Source organism: Rhodanobacter sp. 7MK24 (assembly GCF_014842995.1).
GTDB lineage: Bacteria > Pseudomonadota > Gammaproteobacteria > Xanthomonadales > Rhodanobacteraceae > Rhodanobacter_A.
The window spans coordinates 312,412-326,600 of sequence record NZ_JACYXL010000001.1 but is presented as its reverse complement, the minus strand read 5'-3'; the positions used below and the strand labels follow the sequence as shown (position 1 = coordinate 326,600).

At 66.2% G+C, this 14,189-nt stretch carries 15 protein-coding genes; 5 read left to right on the top strand and 10 right to left on the bottom strand.

Annotated features, from left to right (window positions below; translation table 11 throughout):
• Nucleotides 1-101: 101 nt before the first annotated feature.
• From IHE49_RS01455 to IHE49_RS01445, 3 genes are read left to right on the top strand one after another with little or no spacing between them, the layout of a single operon-like run.
• On the top strand, nucleotides 102-494 hold the full coding sequence (locus IHE49_RS01455; RefSeq protein WP_192154255.1) for a DUF2007 domain-containing protein: 393 nt from the start codon (nucleotides 102-104) through the stop codon (nucleotides 492-494).
• Nucleotides 495-553: 59 nt separating this feature from the next.
• Nucleotides 554-1,258 (top strand): arginyltransferase, encoded by a 705-nt coding sequence (locus IHE49_RS01450; RefSeq protein ID WP_192154254.1) that lies wholly within the window; start codon nucleotides 554-556, stop codon nucleotides 1,256-1,258.
• 51 nt (nucleotides 1,259-1,309) lie between these two features.
• Entirely contained in the window at nucleotides 1,310-2,191 is an 882-nt protein-coding gene (locus tag IHE49_RS01445; RefSeq protein ID WP_192154252.1) for a GGDEF domain-containing protein, read from the top strand.
• Here IHE49_RS01445 and IHE49_RS01440 read toward each other — a convergent pair.
• From IHE49_RS01440 to IHE49_RS01425, 4 genes are all read right to left on the bottom strand, one after another.
• Nucleotides 2,181-3,707, bottom strand: coding sequence for an FMN-binding glutamate synthase family protein (locus tag IHE49_RS01440; protein ID WP_192154247.1), 1,527 nt, complete (start codon nucleotides 3,705-3,707; stop codon nucleotides 2,181-2,183). The two genes, IHE49_RS01445 and IHE49_RS01440, sit on opposite strands and share 11 nt — an antisense overlap.
• A 59-nt stretch (nucleotides 3,708-3,766) precedes the next feature.
• Nucleotides 3,767-4,948, bottom strand: coding sequence for a formate-dependent phosphoribosylglycinamide formyltransferase (gene purT, locus IHE49_RS01435; protein WP_192154245.1), 1,182 nt, complete (start codon nucleotides 4,946-4,948; stop codon nucleotides 3,767-3,769).
• A gap of 123 nt (nucleotides 4,949-5,071) precedes the next feature.
• Nucleotides 5,072-5,398 carry a hypothetical protein gene (locus tag IHE49_RS01430; RefSeq protein ID WP_192154243.1) on the bottom strand — a complete coding sequence of 109 codons (327 nt, stop codon included), beginning with the start codon at nucleotides 5,396-5,398 and terminating at the stop codon, nucleotides 5,072-5,074.
• Nucleotides 5,399-5,447: 49 nt separating this feature from the next.
• The gene (locus IHE49_RS01425; protein WP_225578098.1) at nucleotides 5,448-5,828 is read right to left on the bottom strand and encodes a DUF423 domain-containing protein; all 381 of its coding nucleotides are present in this window, start codon (nucleotides 5,826-5,828) and stop codon (nucleotides 5,448-5,450) included.
• Between the two features lie 151 nt (nucleotides 5,829-5,979).
• On the opposite strand from IHE49_RS01425, the gene IHE49_RS01420 reads away from it, so the two are divergent.
• Together IHE49_RS01420 and IHE49_RS01415 are read left to right on the top strand one after the other, a co-directional pair.
• Nucleotides 5,980-6,594: an SCO family protein gene (locus tag IHE49_RS01420; RefSeq protein ID WP_192154241.1), complete on the top strand. Its 615-nt coding sequence runs from the start codon at nucleotides 5,980-5,982 to the stop codon at nucleotides 6,592-6,594.
• Entirely contained in the window at nucleotides 6,591-7,034 is a 444-nt protein-coding gene (locus tag IHE49_RS01415) for a copper chaperone PCu(A)C (protein WP_192154239.1), read from the top strand. The genes IHE49_RS01420 and IHE49_RS01415 overlap by 4 nt, the downstream gene beginning before the upstream one ends.
• A 78-nt stretch (nucleotides 7,035-7,112) precedes the next feature.
• On the opposite strand, the gene IHE49_RS01410 is transcribed toward IHE49_RS01415, so the two are convergent.
• The 6 genes from IHE49_RS01410 to IHE49_RS01385 all read right to left on the bottom strand — a co-directional run bounded on the left by IHE49_RS01410 (nucleotide 7,113) and on the right by IHE49_RS01385 (nucleotide 14,077).
• On the bottom strand, nucleotides 7,113-7,967 hold the full coding sequence (locus IHE49_RS01410; RefSeq protein ID WP_192155369.1) for a cytochrome c oxidase assembly protein: 855 nt from the start codon (nucleotides 7,965-7,967) through the stop codon (nucleotides 7,113-7,115).
• 64 nt (nucleotides 7,968-8,031) lie between these two features.
• Complete coding sequence (locus IHE49_RS01405) at nucleotides 8,032-9,951, bottom strand: GldG family protein (protein WP_192154237.1); 1,920 nt, start codon at nucleotides 9,949-9,951, stop codon at nucleotides 8,032-8,034.
• Nucleotide 9,952: 1 nt separating this feature from the next.
• Nucleotides 9,953-10,687, bottom strand: a complete 735-nt coding sequence (locus tag IHE49_RS01400) for an ABC transporter permease subunit (protein ID WP_192154235.1) — start codon at nucleotides 10,685-10,687, stop codon at nucleotides 9,953-9,955.
• Nucleotides 10,684-11,619 (bottom strand): ABC transporter ATP-binding protein, encoded by a 936-nt coding sequence (locus IHE49_RS01395; RefSeq protein WP_192154233.1) that lies wholly within the window; start codon nucleotides 11,617-11,619, stop codon nucleotides 10,684-10,686. The genes IHE49_RS01400 and IHE49_RS01395 overlap by 4 nt, the downstream gene beginning before the upstream one ends.
• Nucleotides 11,620-11,813: 194 nt before the next feature.
• On the bottom strand, nucleotides 11,814-13,169 hold the full coding sequence (locus IHE49_RS01390; RefSeq protein ID WP_225578097.1) for a polyketide cyclase: 1,356 nt from the start codon (nucleotides 13,167-13,169) through the stop codon (nucleotides 11,814-11,816).
• Between the two features lie 266 nt (nucleotides 13,170-13,435).
• Nucleotides 13,436-14,077, bottom strand: coding sequence for a response regulator transcription factor (locus tag IHE49_RS01385; protein WP_192154231.1), 642 nt, complete (start codon nucleotides 14,075-14,077; stop codon nucleotides 13,436-13,438).
• Nucleotides 14,078-14,189 lie beyond the last annotated feature (112 nt).

Sequence of the window (14,189 nt, the reverse complement as noted above, 5' to 3'; positions counted from 1 at the left end):
ATCACTCACTCGTGGACCGACGTCCACTCCTTCGTTCTTCCTTGGCCTGCGCGCAAACAGCTTCCGGCGTGGGTACTTGGGCGCCATAAACAGGCTCTGACATGCGCCAGATCTACACCTCGCCCCGCCCCGGCAACATCGACCGAGTAGTCGCCCTGATGGCCGAGCACGGCATCGCCACCCAGGTGGAGAACCGCTCCAGCTGGCGCACGCAAGGTCATCGGCGCTTCAGTTACCAGGAGCCGGACAGCGCACGCGACCATTGGGAACAGGTGTGGATCACCCATGCCGACGACTACACCCGCGCCCGCGAGCTGATGCGCGGGCTGGGCATCGAACCGGTGGTGCGCTTCGGCCAGGAACTGGCTGCGGCACGCAACCAATCCCCGCAGGCACGGCGCAAGTACACCGTGGCACGCGTGCGCCGTATCGTGATGCTGGCCATATTGGGCGCCTTTGCGCTGCTGGTGTTGCGTTATACGGGAGTGCTCTGAGCACTCCGTTCCGTGACGCGGCATGCGCACCGCGCGATTTTCCGGCCTAGAATCGGGCCATGCGCTCCGAACAAGTCCGGCTGTTCCAGACCCTGCCGCACGCCTGCGGCTACTACGCCGAACGCACGGCGCAGAACCTGGTGCTCGACCCGGCGGCGCCTCAATTGGATCGGCTGTACGGCCCTGCGCTGGAACGCGGTTTCCGCCGTGCCGGTGGGCACCTGTACTTCCCGCACTGCCCGGAATGCCGCGCCTGCACCCCATGCCGCATCGACGCGCTGCACTTCGCGCCGGATCGTTCGCAGCGGCGCTGCCTGAAGCGCAATGCCGACATCACGGTCACCGAATGCCAGGCCGGCTACAACGCCGAGCGCCATGCGCTGTACGAAAAATACCTGCGCCATCGCCATCCCGGCGGCGGCATGGACGAGGCTGACGCCAGCGACTTCCGCCGCTTCCTCACCGCTCCGTGGAGCCCCACCGTGTTCCTGGAGTTCCGCCTGCACGGACGCCTGGTCGGCGTGGCAGTCACCGACGTCTGCCGCAGCGCCCTCTCCGCCGTCTATACCTTCTACGACCCCGACGACGAAGCCCGCGGCCTCGGCACCTTGGCCATCCTCCAGCAGGTGGAACTGGCACGGCAACGCCGCCTGCCCTGGGTTTACCTCGGCTTCTGGATCGAAGGCCACCCAAAGATGGATTACAAGCGGCGCTTCAGACCCCTGCAGTTGCGCACGGCTGAAGGTTGGACGGTGATGCCTTGAAGGCGACAGCGCAACTCTTGCCCATTAACCGCGCCGCTCACGTGGACAACCATGGTTGACGACAAGACCACCATTGCACGCCCGAACGGCACCGTCGCCCATCCTCAATGGCAATCGACCGCCTGCCTCGTGCAATACAGCGGCACGAATCTCGGCAAGCGCTACGTGCTCGAGCACCCGGAAACGATCATTGGCCGCGCGCCGACCGTCGACATTTTCGTCAACGACCAGAGCGTGTCGCGCTCTCATGCCCAGTGCGTCCAGCAGGGCGACGAAGTGATCATGGTCGACCTCGGCTCGTCCAACGGCATCTACATCAACGACCAGGAAGTCAGGGACCGCCAAAGCCTGCACGACGGCGACATCGTTCGCCTCGGCAACATCGTGTTCAAGTATTTCGCGCACGGCAATGTCGAGAATGTGTTCCTCGACAAGATCTACCGCATGGCGACCATCGACGAAGGCACCGGCACCTTCAACAAGAAGTACCTGCTGGAATCGCTGGACAACGAGTTCAAGCTGGCGCGCGCCAGCGCGCGACCGCTTTCAGTCATCTACTTCGACCTCGACTTCTTCAAGAAGGTCAACGATACCTACGGCCATGGCGTCGGCGACGGCATCCTGCGCGAAACCGCGGCCATAGTGAAATCGACCATCCGCGCTACGGACATCTTCTGCCGCTTCGGCGGCGAGGAGTTCGTCATCCTGCTTCCCGGCACCGACGACAAGACCGCCGGCGAGATCGCCGAGCGCATCCGCGGCAATTTCGAAAGCCACACCTTCGACATCCAGGGCAACCTCATCCGGCAAACCGCGTCACTGGGCGTGTCGCAACTGGGCCCGGAAATGCCGACGCCGGAGTCCCTGCTCGAAGACGCCGACAAGAAGCTCTACCAGTCGAAGAGTGGCGGCCGCAACCGGGTCACGAACTGAGCCTTTCGGCGGCGCCCGGCGCTACCGGATACGGAAACAACTCCACCAGCGGCACGGAGATGCCGTCGTCTCCCACAACGCGGCAATGCGTGCGGTCGAGCTGGCGCGGGTCGTCCACGCCGCAGCTGTGGGCGATGATGCCCACTTCGTACATCACGTTCTTCGCGTAGTTCGCCACCTTCTCGCTCTTGTCGGTGACCACCAGGCCGCGCTGCAACTTCGGGTTCTGCGTAGTGATGCCGGTGGGGCAGGTGTTGCGGTTGCACTGCAGTGACTGGATGCAGCCCAGCGCCAGCATGAAGCCGCGGGCGGAGTTGACGAAGTCCGCGCCCATCGACAAGGCCCACGCCACGTCGTAGGCGGTGATGCGCTTGCCGGAGCAGATCACCTTGACGCGCTCACGCAGACCCTTGACGACCAGGGTGTCGACCAGCGCGGGCAACGCCTCGTGCAAGGGCAGGCCCACGCCCTCCATCAAGGTCTGCGGTGCGGCGCCGGTGCCGCCCTCGGAACCGTCCACGATGATGAAGTCCGGCGCGCTCTCGATGCCGCGCCTGCGCACCTCGTCGCACAGTTCCTCGATCATGGCCATGTCGCCGAACACCGCCTTGAAGCCGGTGGGCTTGCCGGTGAGCTCGCGGATGTGATGGATGGCAGCCAGCAGTTCCGCCACATTGCCGATATCCAGGTGCCGGTTCGGGCTCTGCGAATCCTCCCCCACGGGGATGCCGCGGATCTCGGCGATCTCCGGCGTCACCTTGGCCGCCGGCAACAGGCCGCCCATGCCGGGCTTGGCGCCCTGGCCGAGCTTGATGCTGACCATCTTCACCTGCTTGTGCGCGCAGATCGCAGTGAGCTTGGTGTCGTCCAGCTTGCCGTCCGGCGTGCGCACGCCGTACTTGGCGGTACCGATCTCGAACACGATGTCGCAGCCGCCCTCGAGGTGGTAGGGCGCGAGGCCGCCTTCGCCGGTATCCATCCAGATGCCGGCCTTGGCGGCACCATGCGACAGCGCGCGCACCGCGGGCGCACCTAGCGCGCCGAAGCTCATCGCGGAGATGTTGAAGAACGCGGCGTGGTCGTAGGGTTCGCGCGCATACGGGCCGATGCGCACCGGCTGCGGCTCCACATGGTGGTCGCCCAGAGCGGGAAACGCCGCGTTGACGAAAAACGGCACACCCTCGCCGCGCAGGTCGCGGGTGGAGCCGAAGGCGTTGGTGTTGTCCGCGTTCTTCGCGGCGCGGTATACCCACACGCGCTGGGCGCGGTTGAACGGCATTTCCTCGCGATCGCTGGAAAACAGGTATTGGCGGAAGAATTCGCCCAGGCGCAGGAAGCCGTAACGGAAGTGGCCGATCACCGGGAAATTGCGCAGCACGGCGTTGCCGGTCTGGTTGCGGTCCAGTACCCACACCGCCGCGATCACCACCACGACCACCGCCACCAGCAGCAGGAACAGCACCGCGAACGTCTGTACCAGCATCACCAGCCAGGGTGAAAAACCCGTCGATTCCATAAGCGCCTCCCGTGCGTTGCGAACCGGTCGAAGCCTAGCGCATCAGGCATGTCGCATGCCTACAGCTCCACGCGCAATTGCGCCGCCACGCGCACGGCCTTCGCGCGCGCCGCTTCGATGTCGCCATCGCGCGCCAACGTCACCGCCATGCGCCGCCGCCCCTTCACCTCGGGCTTTCCGAACACGCGCAACTGCGTGTCCGGTTCGGCGAGCGCCGCCGCCACGCCGTGGTAGCGCGGCGCGCAGCCCTCGCCCTCCACCAGCACCGCGCACGAAGCGGACGGCCCAAACTGGCGGATCACCGGAATCGGCAGGCCGAGAATCGCCCGCGCGTGCAGCGCGAACTCCGACAAATCCTGCGAGATCAGCGTGACCAGACCGGTGTCGTGCGGGCGCGGACTGACCTCGGAGAAGATCACCGCGTCGCCCTTGACGAAGAACTCCATGCCGAAGACGCCCCAGCCACCCAGCGCGTTCGACACTGCTGCGGCCTGGCGCTGCGCCTCGGCCAGTGCCTTGTCGCTCATCGGCTGCGGCTGCCACGACTCGCGGTAGTCACCATCTTCCTGCCGATGGCCGATCGGCAAGCAGAAGCTGGTGCCGTCCCTGTGGCGCACCGTGAGCAGGGTGATCTCGAAATCGAAATCGACGAAGCCTTCGACGATCACCCTGCCCTTGCCGGCGCGACCGCCGGACTGCGCGTACTCCCAGGCATGCTGCAATTCGGACTCGTCGCGCACCACGCTCTGGCCCTTGCCGGAGGAGCTCATCACCGGCTTGATGACGAACGGATAGCCGATGTCGGCCACCGCGCGGCGGTAGTCCGCTTCGTTGTCGCAGAAGCGATACGGGGACGTGGGCAGCTCCAGCTCCTGCGCGGCGAGCCGGCGGATGCCTTCGCGATCCATCGTCAGCCACGCGGCGCGCGCGGTGGGGATCACGTGCAGGCCCTCGCGCTCCATCTCCACCAGGGTGGGCGTATGAATCGCCTCGATCTCCGGCACCACGAGGTCCGGCTTCTCCTGCTCGATCAGCGCGCGCAAGGCGTTGCCGTCGAGCATGTCGATCACATGGCTGCGATGCGCCACCTGCATCGCCGGCGCAGCGGCGTAGCGATCCACCGCGATCACCTCCACCGCGTAGCGCTGCAGTTCGATCGCCACCTCTTTGCCCAGCTCGCCGGAACCCAGCAGCAGCACGCGCAGGGCATGATCGGAATGGGGCGTGCCAAATGGCTTCATCGGATTCTCCGGCGCGGGCAAAGCAGCATTGTAGCGGGCCGGGAAACGGTGTTCGGGGCCGCTCGGCAGGCCGGGCGGCGGCGTGGATTCGACTCAATGATCGCTGCCGGCTGCTGGTCGCGATTACCGCAACGCAGGGCCGCTGCGCGTGCCGTCACCGGCCATCACGAATACGCGGCCGTCGTGCCGGACCAGCACGGCAGCCGCGGCGTTGGCGTCGAAGTGGCGCAGCGGGCGTCCATCAGTCGCATCGTAGACAGTCAATCGCTCGCCCTGATCGTCGACAACAAACAGGCGATCGTAGCCGGCGTCGCCTCCGCCCAAGAACGTGCCGGATCCCGGCTGCGGTCGAATCAGGCCAAAGCCGTTCAATACGGTCACGACCAGCGCCGTCAGCATCACGGCAACCAGCCACCGCGGATGGGAATGCGGGATCGTGGCGAGCCTCATGGCCGCCATGTTCCCCTGGCGGGATGACAGACGAGTGACGGGCCGACGGTCAGTCCGCGCGCCGACGCAGCGCCAGGCCGAGTGCGATCCATCCGATCACGAAGGCCACGCCACCGAACGGTGTGACGATGCCCGTCCAGTGCGGTGCGCCCAACGCCAGCGCGTACAGGCTCCCGCTGAACAGCACGATGCCCAGCACGAACGCATACGCCGCGCAGCGGCCTGCGCGCCCGCGGCCCAGACCCACTGCCAGCACCAAGGCCAACGCGTGCCATGCGTGGTATTCCACCGCCGTGTGCCACAACTCGCGATGCGCCGGATCGAGCACGTCGCGCAAGGCATGCGCACCGAATGCGCCGGACAACACTGCGCTGGCGCCGGCGATACCGGCAAGCAGGCCGGCACGGGATCGGACAGTTTGTCGCAGCATGGCAGGCTCCGAAAATGTGTGGCGCATTGCGCGAAGGCCGCCAGCCGTGGTTTCCGACGGCATGTCGGCGCCGGTGCGAGTGGCGAACACCATGGACGGTGCCCACCATCGCTGGCGTATGCTTGCGCGGTTGCAGTCCACGGATTCTCACATGAAGCTACCGCGTACTCCGCGCCTTGCGCTGTTCCTGCTGTCGCTGGCCGGCATCCTGCTGCTGTCCGCCTGCCACCGCGGCAGCGACCTGCCGTTCAAGCTCACCGACATCGGCGGCCACATGCCGGACCTGCAGTTCCAGCTCACCGACGACAACGGCAAGCCGGCGAGCGCCGCCGACTTCCGCGGCAAGGTGGTGCTGCTGTACTTCGGCTACACGCACTGCCCCGACGTCTGCCCACTGACGCTGGCGCAACTGCACGCGGCACTGCAGAAGCTGGGCAAGGCGGCGGACGACGTGCGCATCCTGTTCGTCAGCGTCGACCCTGCCCGCGATACACCGGCCGTGATGCATGCCTACGTAAACGCCTTCGACAAGCGCGCAGTAGGCCTCACCGGCAGCGCGGGCGCGATCGAGGCATTGAGCAAGCGTTACCGCTCGGGCTTCACCCGCGAGCCCGCAAGCGATGGCGGCAACTACGAAGTCACCCACAGCTCGGCGATCTACGTGTTCGACCGCAATGGCCATGCGCGCGTACTCGACGCCAATGCGCCGCAGGAAGACCTGGTGCACGACCTCGGCCTGCTGCTGAGCAACGGAACTTCGCCATGAAGCGCATTGCTTTGCTGCTGGTCGGCTTGCTCGGCGCGGGTCTCGTGCATGCAGACACCACCCGCATCAGCGCCAGCCACGCATGGATTCGCGTGCTGCCCGGCGCACTGCCGGCCGGCGCCTATGTCGTGCTGCGCAACGACGGCGACAAGCCCGTCGCCCTGACCGGGGCAAGCACACCCGACTACGGCATGGCGATGCTGCACCGGAGTACGCAGTCCGGCGGCAGCAGCCGCATGGCGATGGTCGACGCGCTGCCAATTCCCGCCCATGGCACCCAGGCGCTCGCACCCGGCGGCTATCACCTGATGCTGATGGACGCCAGGCACCCGGTGCAGCCCGGCGACACGGTGCGCATCACGCTGAAGTTCGACAACGGCGTCACGCTGCCGGTGGATTTCATCGCACGGCCGGCAGGCGCGCTGGGCGATCAAGGTTAACCCGGTTGGAGCGCACCCTGTGCGCGATTGCCTTGCACTTCGATCGAGGCGTAAGGCAACGGCGCACAGGGTGCGCTCCTACGACACCGCTGCCGTGCGTGCCGGCCAGGTTTTGCGCGGCAAGCGCCCGCTGCGCGACAGGCGCAGCCACTGCCGCAGCGCCAGCAGCGCGCCGATGGACTCCAGCAGCGCCGCCGGCACCCAGGTGATCACGCCACCGACCATCTGTCCGGTGAGCACGTTGAAGGTGAAGGCGCGGCCGCAGATCTCGAAGATGGGATAAAGGTCGCTGCGCGAGAACGTGACGATGGCGCCAGCCAGGATCTGCGGCGCCATCGTGATGCCCGGCGACAGCACGCGCAGGCCTGCGCCCATGCGTCCCGGCGGATGCGGGCGATGGTCGAGGATCAACGACCAGTAGATGAAGCCGCTGAGCAGCATCGTCCAGTTCATGAAGCGATAGACGCGCCAGTCCAGCATGGCCAGCGTCTGCATCGACGGCACCAGCCAGACCAGCACGAAGAACACGAACAGCAGCGACGCCAGCACGGGCTGGAACAGCACGCCGCTGACGGCACGCCACGGCCACGAATGCCGCAACGGCTTCAACCAGCGCAGCCGCCAGCGCAATGGCAAGCCTGCACGCAACACACCGGCCGGGTACGAGGCACAGATCAGCAGTGGCGCCAGGTGATGCAGCAGCAGCTGCTGCAGGCGGTGCACGAGAAATTCGTGCTCGGCATAGAAATCGAGGTAGGTCTGCAGCGTGAGCCAGATGATCGCCATGCCGGTCCAGAACGCCACGCGCCGGCCGATGCCCACATGGATGCACCGGGTGCCTCGCCAGTACAGGCACGCGACCACAAGGAAACTCACGAGGAACACCCACGAGAATTCCCACGGCACGATCCATTTGAGCAAGGTCGCCATCAGCCTAGTCTAGCCCTGGCCATGACACGCGCCTTGCGGCGGTTCGCCGCCTGAGCCGCCGTTACCATCACCTGCGCTGTCGATTGCGGCGCGTCCGGCGCCAGCCGTAGAGCAGCCCCAGCAGGGCCACCAGTACGGGCACCAGCACGATGTTGATGACCTTCAGGCGCACGCCCAACGCATCGATCTCGGCGTTGAGCTGGTGCTGCACGTCGCGCAGTTCCTTGTTGATCGCCAGCTGGCGTTGGCGGAACTGCTCGATCTCCTGCCGCTGCTCGGCGCCGACGCTGCCGGCATGGGCGCCGCTCTTGCCGGGTTGCAGTTCCTCCAGCCGCTGCCGCGTCTCGGCCAGCTCGCGCTCCAGCTCCTGTTCCTTCTGCAGGAACTTCTGGTCGGCCACGTTGCGCAACGCATCCACGCGCGTGAAAGCCCGCTGCGAGGTGGAACGCCCACGGATGGAGAGCAGCGCCGAGGAGCCGCTGAGATTGTCGACCAGGTTGCCGAGGAAATCGCCGTTGTTGGCGAACGGCCGCATCATGGTCTGGCCCAGGATGGCCTGCGGTTCCACCCACAGGCGATCGCTGAGCAGGTCGGTGTCGGCGACCAGGATCACTTCGTCGCCCGCTGCGGATTGCGCCAGGTGACCCGGCTGCTTCGCGCGCTCCGGAAAGGCACTGGCAAAGCTACCGCGCAAACGCGCGGCAAACACGTAGTTGATGTTGTCAGGCTTGTAGTCCTGCAACAGCAACGAGGGATTGTCGCCTGCCTGCAGCACGCGCTGCACCGGCACTTCCTCCGCATCGTTACTGCTCTGCAGCAGAGGAATCAGCCGCGTGTTCGCGTTCGGCGCAAGATCGAAATGTCCGGCGGTGGAGAGGTCGAGCCGTTGCAGGCTGGCGGTGACCACGTCGTCATGATTGAGCTGCTGCGCGTCCAGCCAGAGCATGGCGGGATGGCTGACGCTGTTGCCACCCAGCTCGATGCTGAGCGCATGCGAACGGTCCAGCACCACCTCGTGCGGGTCGTAGCGCACGCCCCAGGCCGCGAACAGCCGCGGCAGGTCGGAACTGTGGTCGGGCGGGAGGGCGGTGGCCGGGTCGCCCTGCGTATCGTCGAGTTCCGCGTAGGGATCGACGAACACCACCAGATGGCCGCCGCGCAGCACGTACTGGTCGATGGCGTACAGCGCATCGTCCGACAGGTGCTTCGGGTGAATCAGCAGCAGCACGCGGATGTCGGCCCCGATCTGCTTGAGGCTGCCGGGATCGATCGTTTTCACGTCGAACAACTGTCCCAGTTGCTGCAGCGCCAACCACGGCTGTTGGCCCAGCACCGGGTTGCCCTCCACCGGCAGCGAGCTGATGACGCCGATGCGCGGCTTGCTGCCCTGGTTCAGTTCATACAGCAGCTTGGCGACGTCGTACTCGAGGAACGACTCGCGCTTGGGGTCGAAGAACGCGATCGCCAGCGAGCGCTCCGGCGCCACGCTCTCGGCCACATCGCCATCGATGCCAGGGGGGAACGCGCTGCCGGCAAGTCCGAAGAACACGCGCTCGCCGTTGCTGCCGCCGCTGGCCGGGGTGAGGCCGGCACCCTCGGCGCTCGCCTCGTCGTCGGAATACGGCACAGGGTCGATCACCGAAAGCTGCACGCGGCCGTGCGAACGGGCGGCGATTTCCTGCAACATGTCGCGCACGCGCTGCTCGTAGCTGCGCAGCACGGGCAGATCGCGGGTGGCGTGCTCGGAAAAGTACAGCGTGAGCCGCAGTGGCCGCTGCAAGCCGTCGACGATCTGCAGGGTGCCGGGCGAAAGCGTGTACAGCTTGTCGGCGGTCAGGTCGACACGTCTCGCGCGCAGCCAGTGCCCGCTGGACACGACCAGCGAGACGACGGCCACGGTCAGCAGCGCCAGCGCGACATAGATCACCGCGCGCCGGCTCACGCGCCATGGCGCGGTGAATGCCCTGGACAGTCGTGGGCGAGGCATCTCAGCGCACCCGTTTCAGTTCGAGCAGCAGCACACCGGCGGCCAGCCATCCCAGCGTACTCAGCAGGAAGTAGGCCAGGTCACGCAGGTCCAGCACGCCACGTGCGATCGCCTCGAAATGCCGCAGCATGCTGAGGTAGGCCAACGCATTGATTAGCCGGCGCGGAAGAGCACCGGAGAAGAAGTCCAGCACCTGCGGTTGCCCGGCCAGTATCAGCAACACGCAAACCACCGCGGTGAGCACGAAGGCCACCACCTGGCTGCGGGTGAGCGCGGACAGGCAGGCGCCGATCGCCACGAAGCTGCCCGCCATCAGCCAACTGGCGAGGTAGCCCGCGAAGATCACACCGTTGTCGGGCGTGCCGAGGTAGTTCACCGTAAGCCAGATCGGGAAGGTCAGGGCCAGCGCCAGCCCGATGAACAGCCATGCGGCGAGGAACTTGCCCAGCATGGCCTGCCACAGCGTCAGCGGCAGCGTGAGCAACAGCTCCAGCGTGCCGCCCTTGGCCTCCTCCGCCCACATGCGCATGGTGACCGCCGGTACCAGGATCAGGTACAGCCACGGGTGCATGGTGAAAAACGGCTGCAGGTCGGCCTGGCCACGCTCGTAGAAGTCGCCCGCGTAGAACGTGAGGATGCCCGCCAGCACCAGGAAGATCACCAGGAACACCCAGGCCATCGGCGTCACGAAAAAGCTGCGCAGCTCGCGCCGCATCACCGCGCTGACCGGGCTCATGCACCTGCTCCGTTCGGCGCCGTGGTTATCTGGCGGAACACCTCGTCCAACCGGCCGCGCTCAAGCTGGATCTCGGAGACTTCCAGCCCCTGCTCGCGCAGCAGCTGCTCCACCGGTTCGAGGATGCGTACGCCGGGCTTCGGGAACACGGTGATGCGCCCATCCAGCGGATCCACCTCGATCGCCGCCACTTGCGGCAGCCGCCCCAGCATTTCCTGCGACACACCACTGCCCGGCGCACTGAACGACACCGCGCCGTGGTAACGCGAACGCGCCTCCAGTTCGGCCGGTGTGGCATCGGCCTGCAGACGGCCATGCGCGAGGATCACCACGCGGTTGCACAGTGCGTGCACTTCCTCCAGCAAATGCGTGGAGATCAGGATGGTGCGTTCGCGCGCCATCGCGTCGATCAGCTGGCGCACCGTGTGCTTCTGGTTGGGGTCGAGGCCGTCGGTGGGTTCGTCCAGCATCAGCACCGGCGGATCGTGCAGGATCGCCTGCGCCAGGCCCACGCGCCGGCGCAGCCCCTTGGACAGCGTGTCGATGCTGGTCTCCAGCACGTCCTCCAGTTGCAGCCAGCCCACTACCTCGTCGAAACGGCGACGCCCCATGTCGGCGCCCAGCTTGCGCATGCGCGCGATAAATACCAGGAACTCGCGCACCGTCATCTCGCCATAACTGGGCGCTCCTTCGGGCAGGTAGCCCAGTGCGCGTCGCGCAGCCAGCGGCTCGCGCTGCACGTCGTACCCGCATACCCGCGCGGTGCCCTCGCTGGGTGCGAGGAAGCCCGCGATCATGCGCATCGCCGTGGACTTGCCCGCACCGTTGGGGCCGAGCAGACCCAGCACTTGCCCGGGCTCGGCGCGGATGCTCAACGCGTCGACCGCGGTGAGGTTGCCATAGCGTCGGGTGAGTCGTTCGGTTTCGATCATGGATGGGCGCGCGGAGATATCAACGCAATGTACCGCATGAAGGCCGGAAGGTTCCTTCGCAGGCATGGGTACGGACATAAAACGGCAGGACCGTCCTTTTGTCCGCTGCTTGATGCCAAGGATCGCATACAGGTGACGCGCAATAGAAAAGGCCCTTCCGGAGAAGGGCCTTTCGATGGAACGGCAACCGTGGATCAGTTGCTGGCAGCGGGGGCCGCGGCGGTACCCGCAGGCGTCGGCGCGGTACCCGCGCTGGCCGGAGCCACGTCCAGCGTCGGCTGCTTCATGCCGGCGGCCTGCTCCGGGGTCTGGTCCGGCGCATTGCTGAGCGGCAGGTACACGTCGAACTCGGCGTAGCTGGTGATGTTGCCCTGCGCGTCCTTCACCTCGGGCTTGGCGAGGATGTCGTAGCTGCGGTTCAGCACGTCGTCGTACTTGTAGCCGTGGGTCAGCGCATAGGCCTTCAGCTCGTCGCGCGTCTGCGGCACGCCGGCGGCGGTGCCGTTCCACACGCCTTCCAGCGCGGCGCCGCCGAATGCCAGCGTGGCGCGCACGTCGCCGTCCACCACGAGGCGGCCGTACTTGTCGTGGTCGCCGGGGTTCAGCGCGGGAGCAGCCGGGGCGGCGGCAGTGCTGGCGTCGGCCGGTGCATTGGGGTCCAGCGCCGGCGTGGTCGGCGCAGTGAGCTGCTGGGCCTGGCCATTGACGTTGACGCTGCTCGAATCGATCGGCATCGCCACGTCGAAGGTGTACGTGGTGTCGCCGTAGTTGGTGGTGAAGATAATGCGCGGGCCCGTGACGTTCACGCCCAGCTTCTTCGCCGTAGCCAGGATCTGCGCCACCGACTTGTTGATGGTGTCGTTCAGGCCGTCGATGCCGTCCTTGCGCTGGATCGAAGTCGACACCAGCAGCACCGGTGCCTGTTCGGTCTGGCGGATGTATGGGACCAGGTCGCCATAGCTGACGTTCGGCACCGCGGCCAGCACGTTCTGCAGGTTGTTCAGGCCGAACTCGATGAAGGAATCGGGATCGCCGTGGATGTACAGGTTGGCGAAGCGGTTCACCAGGTTCCAGCCGTACTTCACGTCGTACGACCAGGTGATGTTGGTGAGCTGGTTGCGGTTGCCCTGGCGCTCCAGCGCGAAGGTGAAGGTCTTGTCGTAGCCCTTCCAGCCGTTGTCGATGTCCCACACGACCTGCGCGGTCTTGGCGGTGCCGTCGACCTTGTTGAAGTCCGGGGTGGCACTGTCGATGGTCAGCGAGCCGTTGCCGATGGCGGGTTCGCCGCTGGCCCAGCTCACCTCGGCGCCGGGGCCGAAGGCCTTGCCGGAATAGGTGTACTTGATCTGCGGATCGCGCGAGGTCAGCACCGAGAACTCGGGCAGGCGGCGGAGGTTGTCCACCACGTCATAGACCTGGCGCATGTCCTTGCCAACCACCAACGAACGCTCGATATGGCCACTGCCAGGCATCACCACCGCGGCAACCACGCCGATACCGACGACGATGGCGCACGCCGCCAGGAATTCAAGAACACGAACACGCATCATTACAGGGTCTCCGAGCGTTTGTTACGCGATACTCAGGTATGGCCCCAGCCATCGCGTGAACCAGACGGCAGCTCGTCCGCAGGGATGATGGCGGGGGTCGGCAAGCGCCGAAGGCTTGGATGTTACTTGTTCAGGCGCAGGAACGCTATCGGGTTCCCGCAAGCCGCCTAGACGGCCATAAAAGCCTTGCAGCAAGGGGCGCGGCGCCCCTCACCTGGCAAGCGCGGCGCAGCATCCGCCGGCGCATGGAGGCGCATCCGCCTTGCTCAGACGATGCCAAGCTCCAGCGCCTTGAGCACGGCGCGTGTACGGTCGCGCACGCCGAGCTTGGAAAGGATATTGGAGACGTGGTTCTTCACCGTGCCCTCGGCCACCTTGAGCGAGTTGGCGATCTCCTTGTTGGAGTAGCCGCCGGAGAGCAGGCGCAGGATCTCCGTCTCGCGCTCGGTCAACGGATCGGGCTGCTCCAGGCTGGTGAACTGGTTCTGCATACGACCCACGCCGGCCAGCAGGCGCTGGGTAACCATCGGCGCCACCAGCGAACCGCCGGCAGCCACGGTACGCACCGCCTCCACTAGTTGCTCCAGCGAGACGTCTTTCAGCAGATAGCCGCGCGCGCCGGCCTTCAGACCCTGCAGCACCAACTGATCGTCGTCGAAGGTGGTAAGGATGATGGTGGGCGGCAACTCGTTGCGCGCGGACAACGCCTGCAGCACCTCCAGCCCGCTCATGTTGGGCATGCGCAGATCGAGCAACACCACGTCGGGCTTCACCCGCGGGATGTCCACCACCGCCTGCGCGCCGTCGGCGCATTCGGCCACCACACGGATGTCCTGCGCCAGGTCGAGCAGCGAGCGCACGCCTTGGCGTACCAGGTTCTGGTCGTCGACGAGACAGACGGAAATCATCGCGTACCCTCGAAGCGGTCGTCGTTGCGGCGAACCGGCACACGACAGGGGAAACAAGGTGGAATCCGAACCGAGCCATTCTGGCATGGCCCGGGCGGGCGGCACATCGGCA

What these genes read in the sequence shown, in the direction of transcription:
- IHE49_RS01400 (WP_192154235.1), bottom strand. Translation starts at nt 10,687, where the DNA reads ATGAGCCCGGTCAGCGCGGTGATGCGGCGCGAGCTGCGCAGCTTTTTC.
- IHE49_RS01420 (WP_192154241.1), top strand. Translation starts at nt 5,980, where the DNA reads ATGAAGCTACCGCGTACTCCGCGCCTTGCGCTGTTCCTGCTGTCGCTG.
- purT (WP_192154245.1), bottom strand. Translation starts at nt 4,948, where the DNA reads ATGAAGCCATTTGGCACGCCCCATTCCGATCATGCCCTGCGCGTGCTG.
- IHE49_RS01405 (WP_192154237.1), bottom strand. Translation starts at nt 9,951, where the DNA reads ATGCCTCGCCCACGACTGTCCAGGGCATTCACCGCGCCATGGCGCGTG.
- IHE49_RS01430 (WP_192154243.1), bottom strand. Translation starts at nt 5,398, where the DNA reads ATGAGGCTCGCCACGATCCCGCATTCCCATCCGCGGTGGCTGGTTGCC.
- IHE49_RS01390 (WP_225578097.1), bottom strand. Translation starts at nt 13,169, where the DNA reads ATGATGCGTGTTCGTGTTCTTGAATTCCTGGCGGCGTGCGCCATCGTC.
- IHE49_RS01415 (WP_192154239.1), top strand. Translation starts at nt 6,591, where the DNA reads ATGAAGCGCATTGCTTTGCTGCTGGTCGGCTTGCTCGGCGCGGGTCTC.
- IHE49_RS01440 (WP_192154247.1), bottom strand. Translation starts at nt 3,707, where the DNA reads ATGGAATCGACGGGTTTTTCACCCTGGCTGGTGATGCTGGTACAGACG.
- IHE49_RS01450 (WP_192154254.1), top strand. Translation starts at nt 554, where the DNA reads ATGCGCTCCGAACAAGTCCGGCTGTTCCAGACCCTGCCGCACGCCTGC.
- IHE49_RS01455 (WP_192154255.1), top strand. Translation starts at nt 102, where the DNA reads ATGCGCCAGATCTACACCTCGCCCCGCCCCGGCAACATCGACCGAGTA.
- IHE49_RS01385 (WP_192154231.1), bottom strand. Translation starts at nt 14,077, where the DNA reads ATGATTTCCGTCTGTCTCGTCGACGACCAGAACCTGGTACGCCAAGGC.
- IHE49_RS01445 (WP_192154252.1), top strand. Translation starts at nt 1,310, where the DNA reads ATGGTTGACGACAAGACCACCATTGCACGCCCGAACGGCACCGTCGCC.
- IHE49_RS01425 (WP_225578098.1), bottom strand. Translation starts at nt 5,828, where the DNA reads ATGCTGCGACAAACTGTCCGATCCCGTGCCGGCCTGCTTGCCGGTATC.
- IHE49_RS01395 (WP_192154233.1), bottom strand. Translation starts at nt 11,619, where the DNA reads ATGATCGAAACCGAACGACTCACCCGACGCTATGGCAACCTCACCGCG.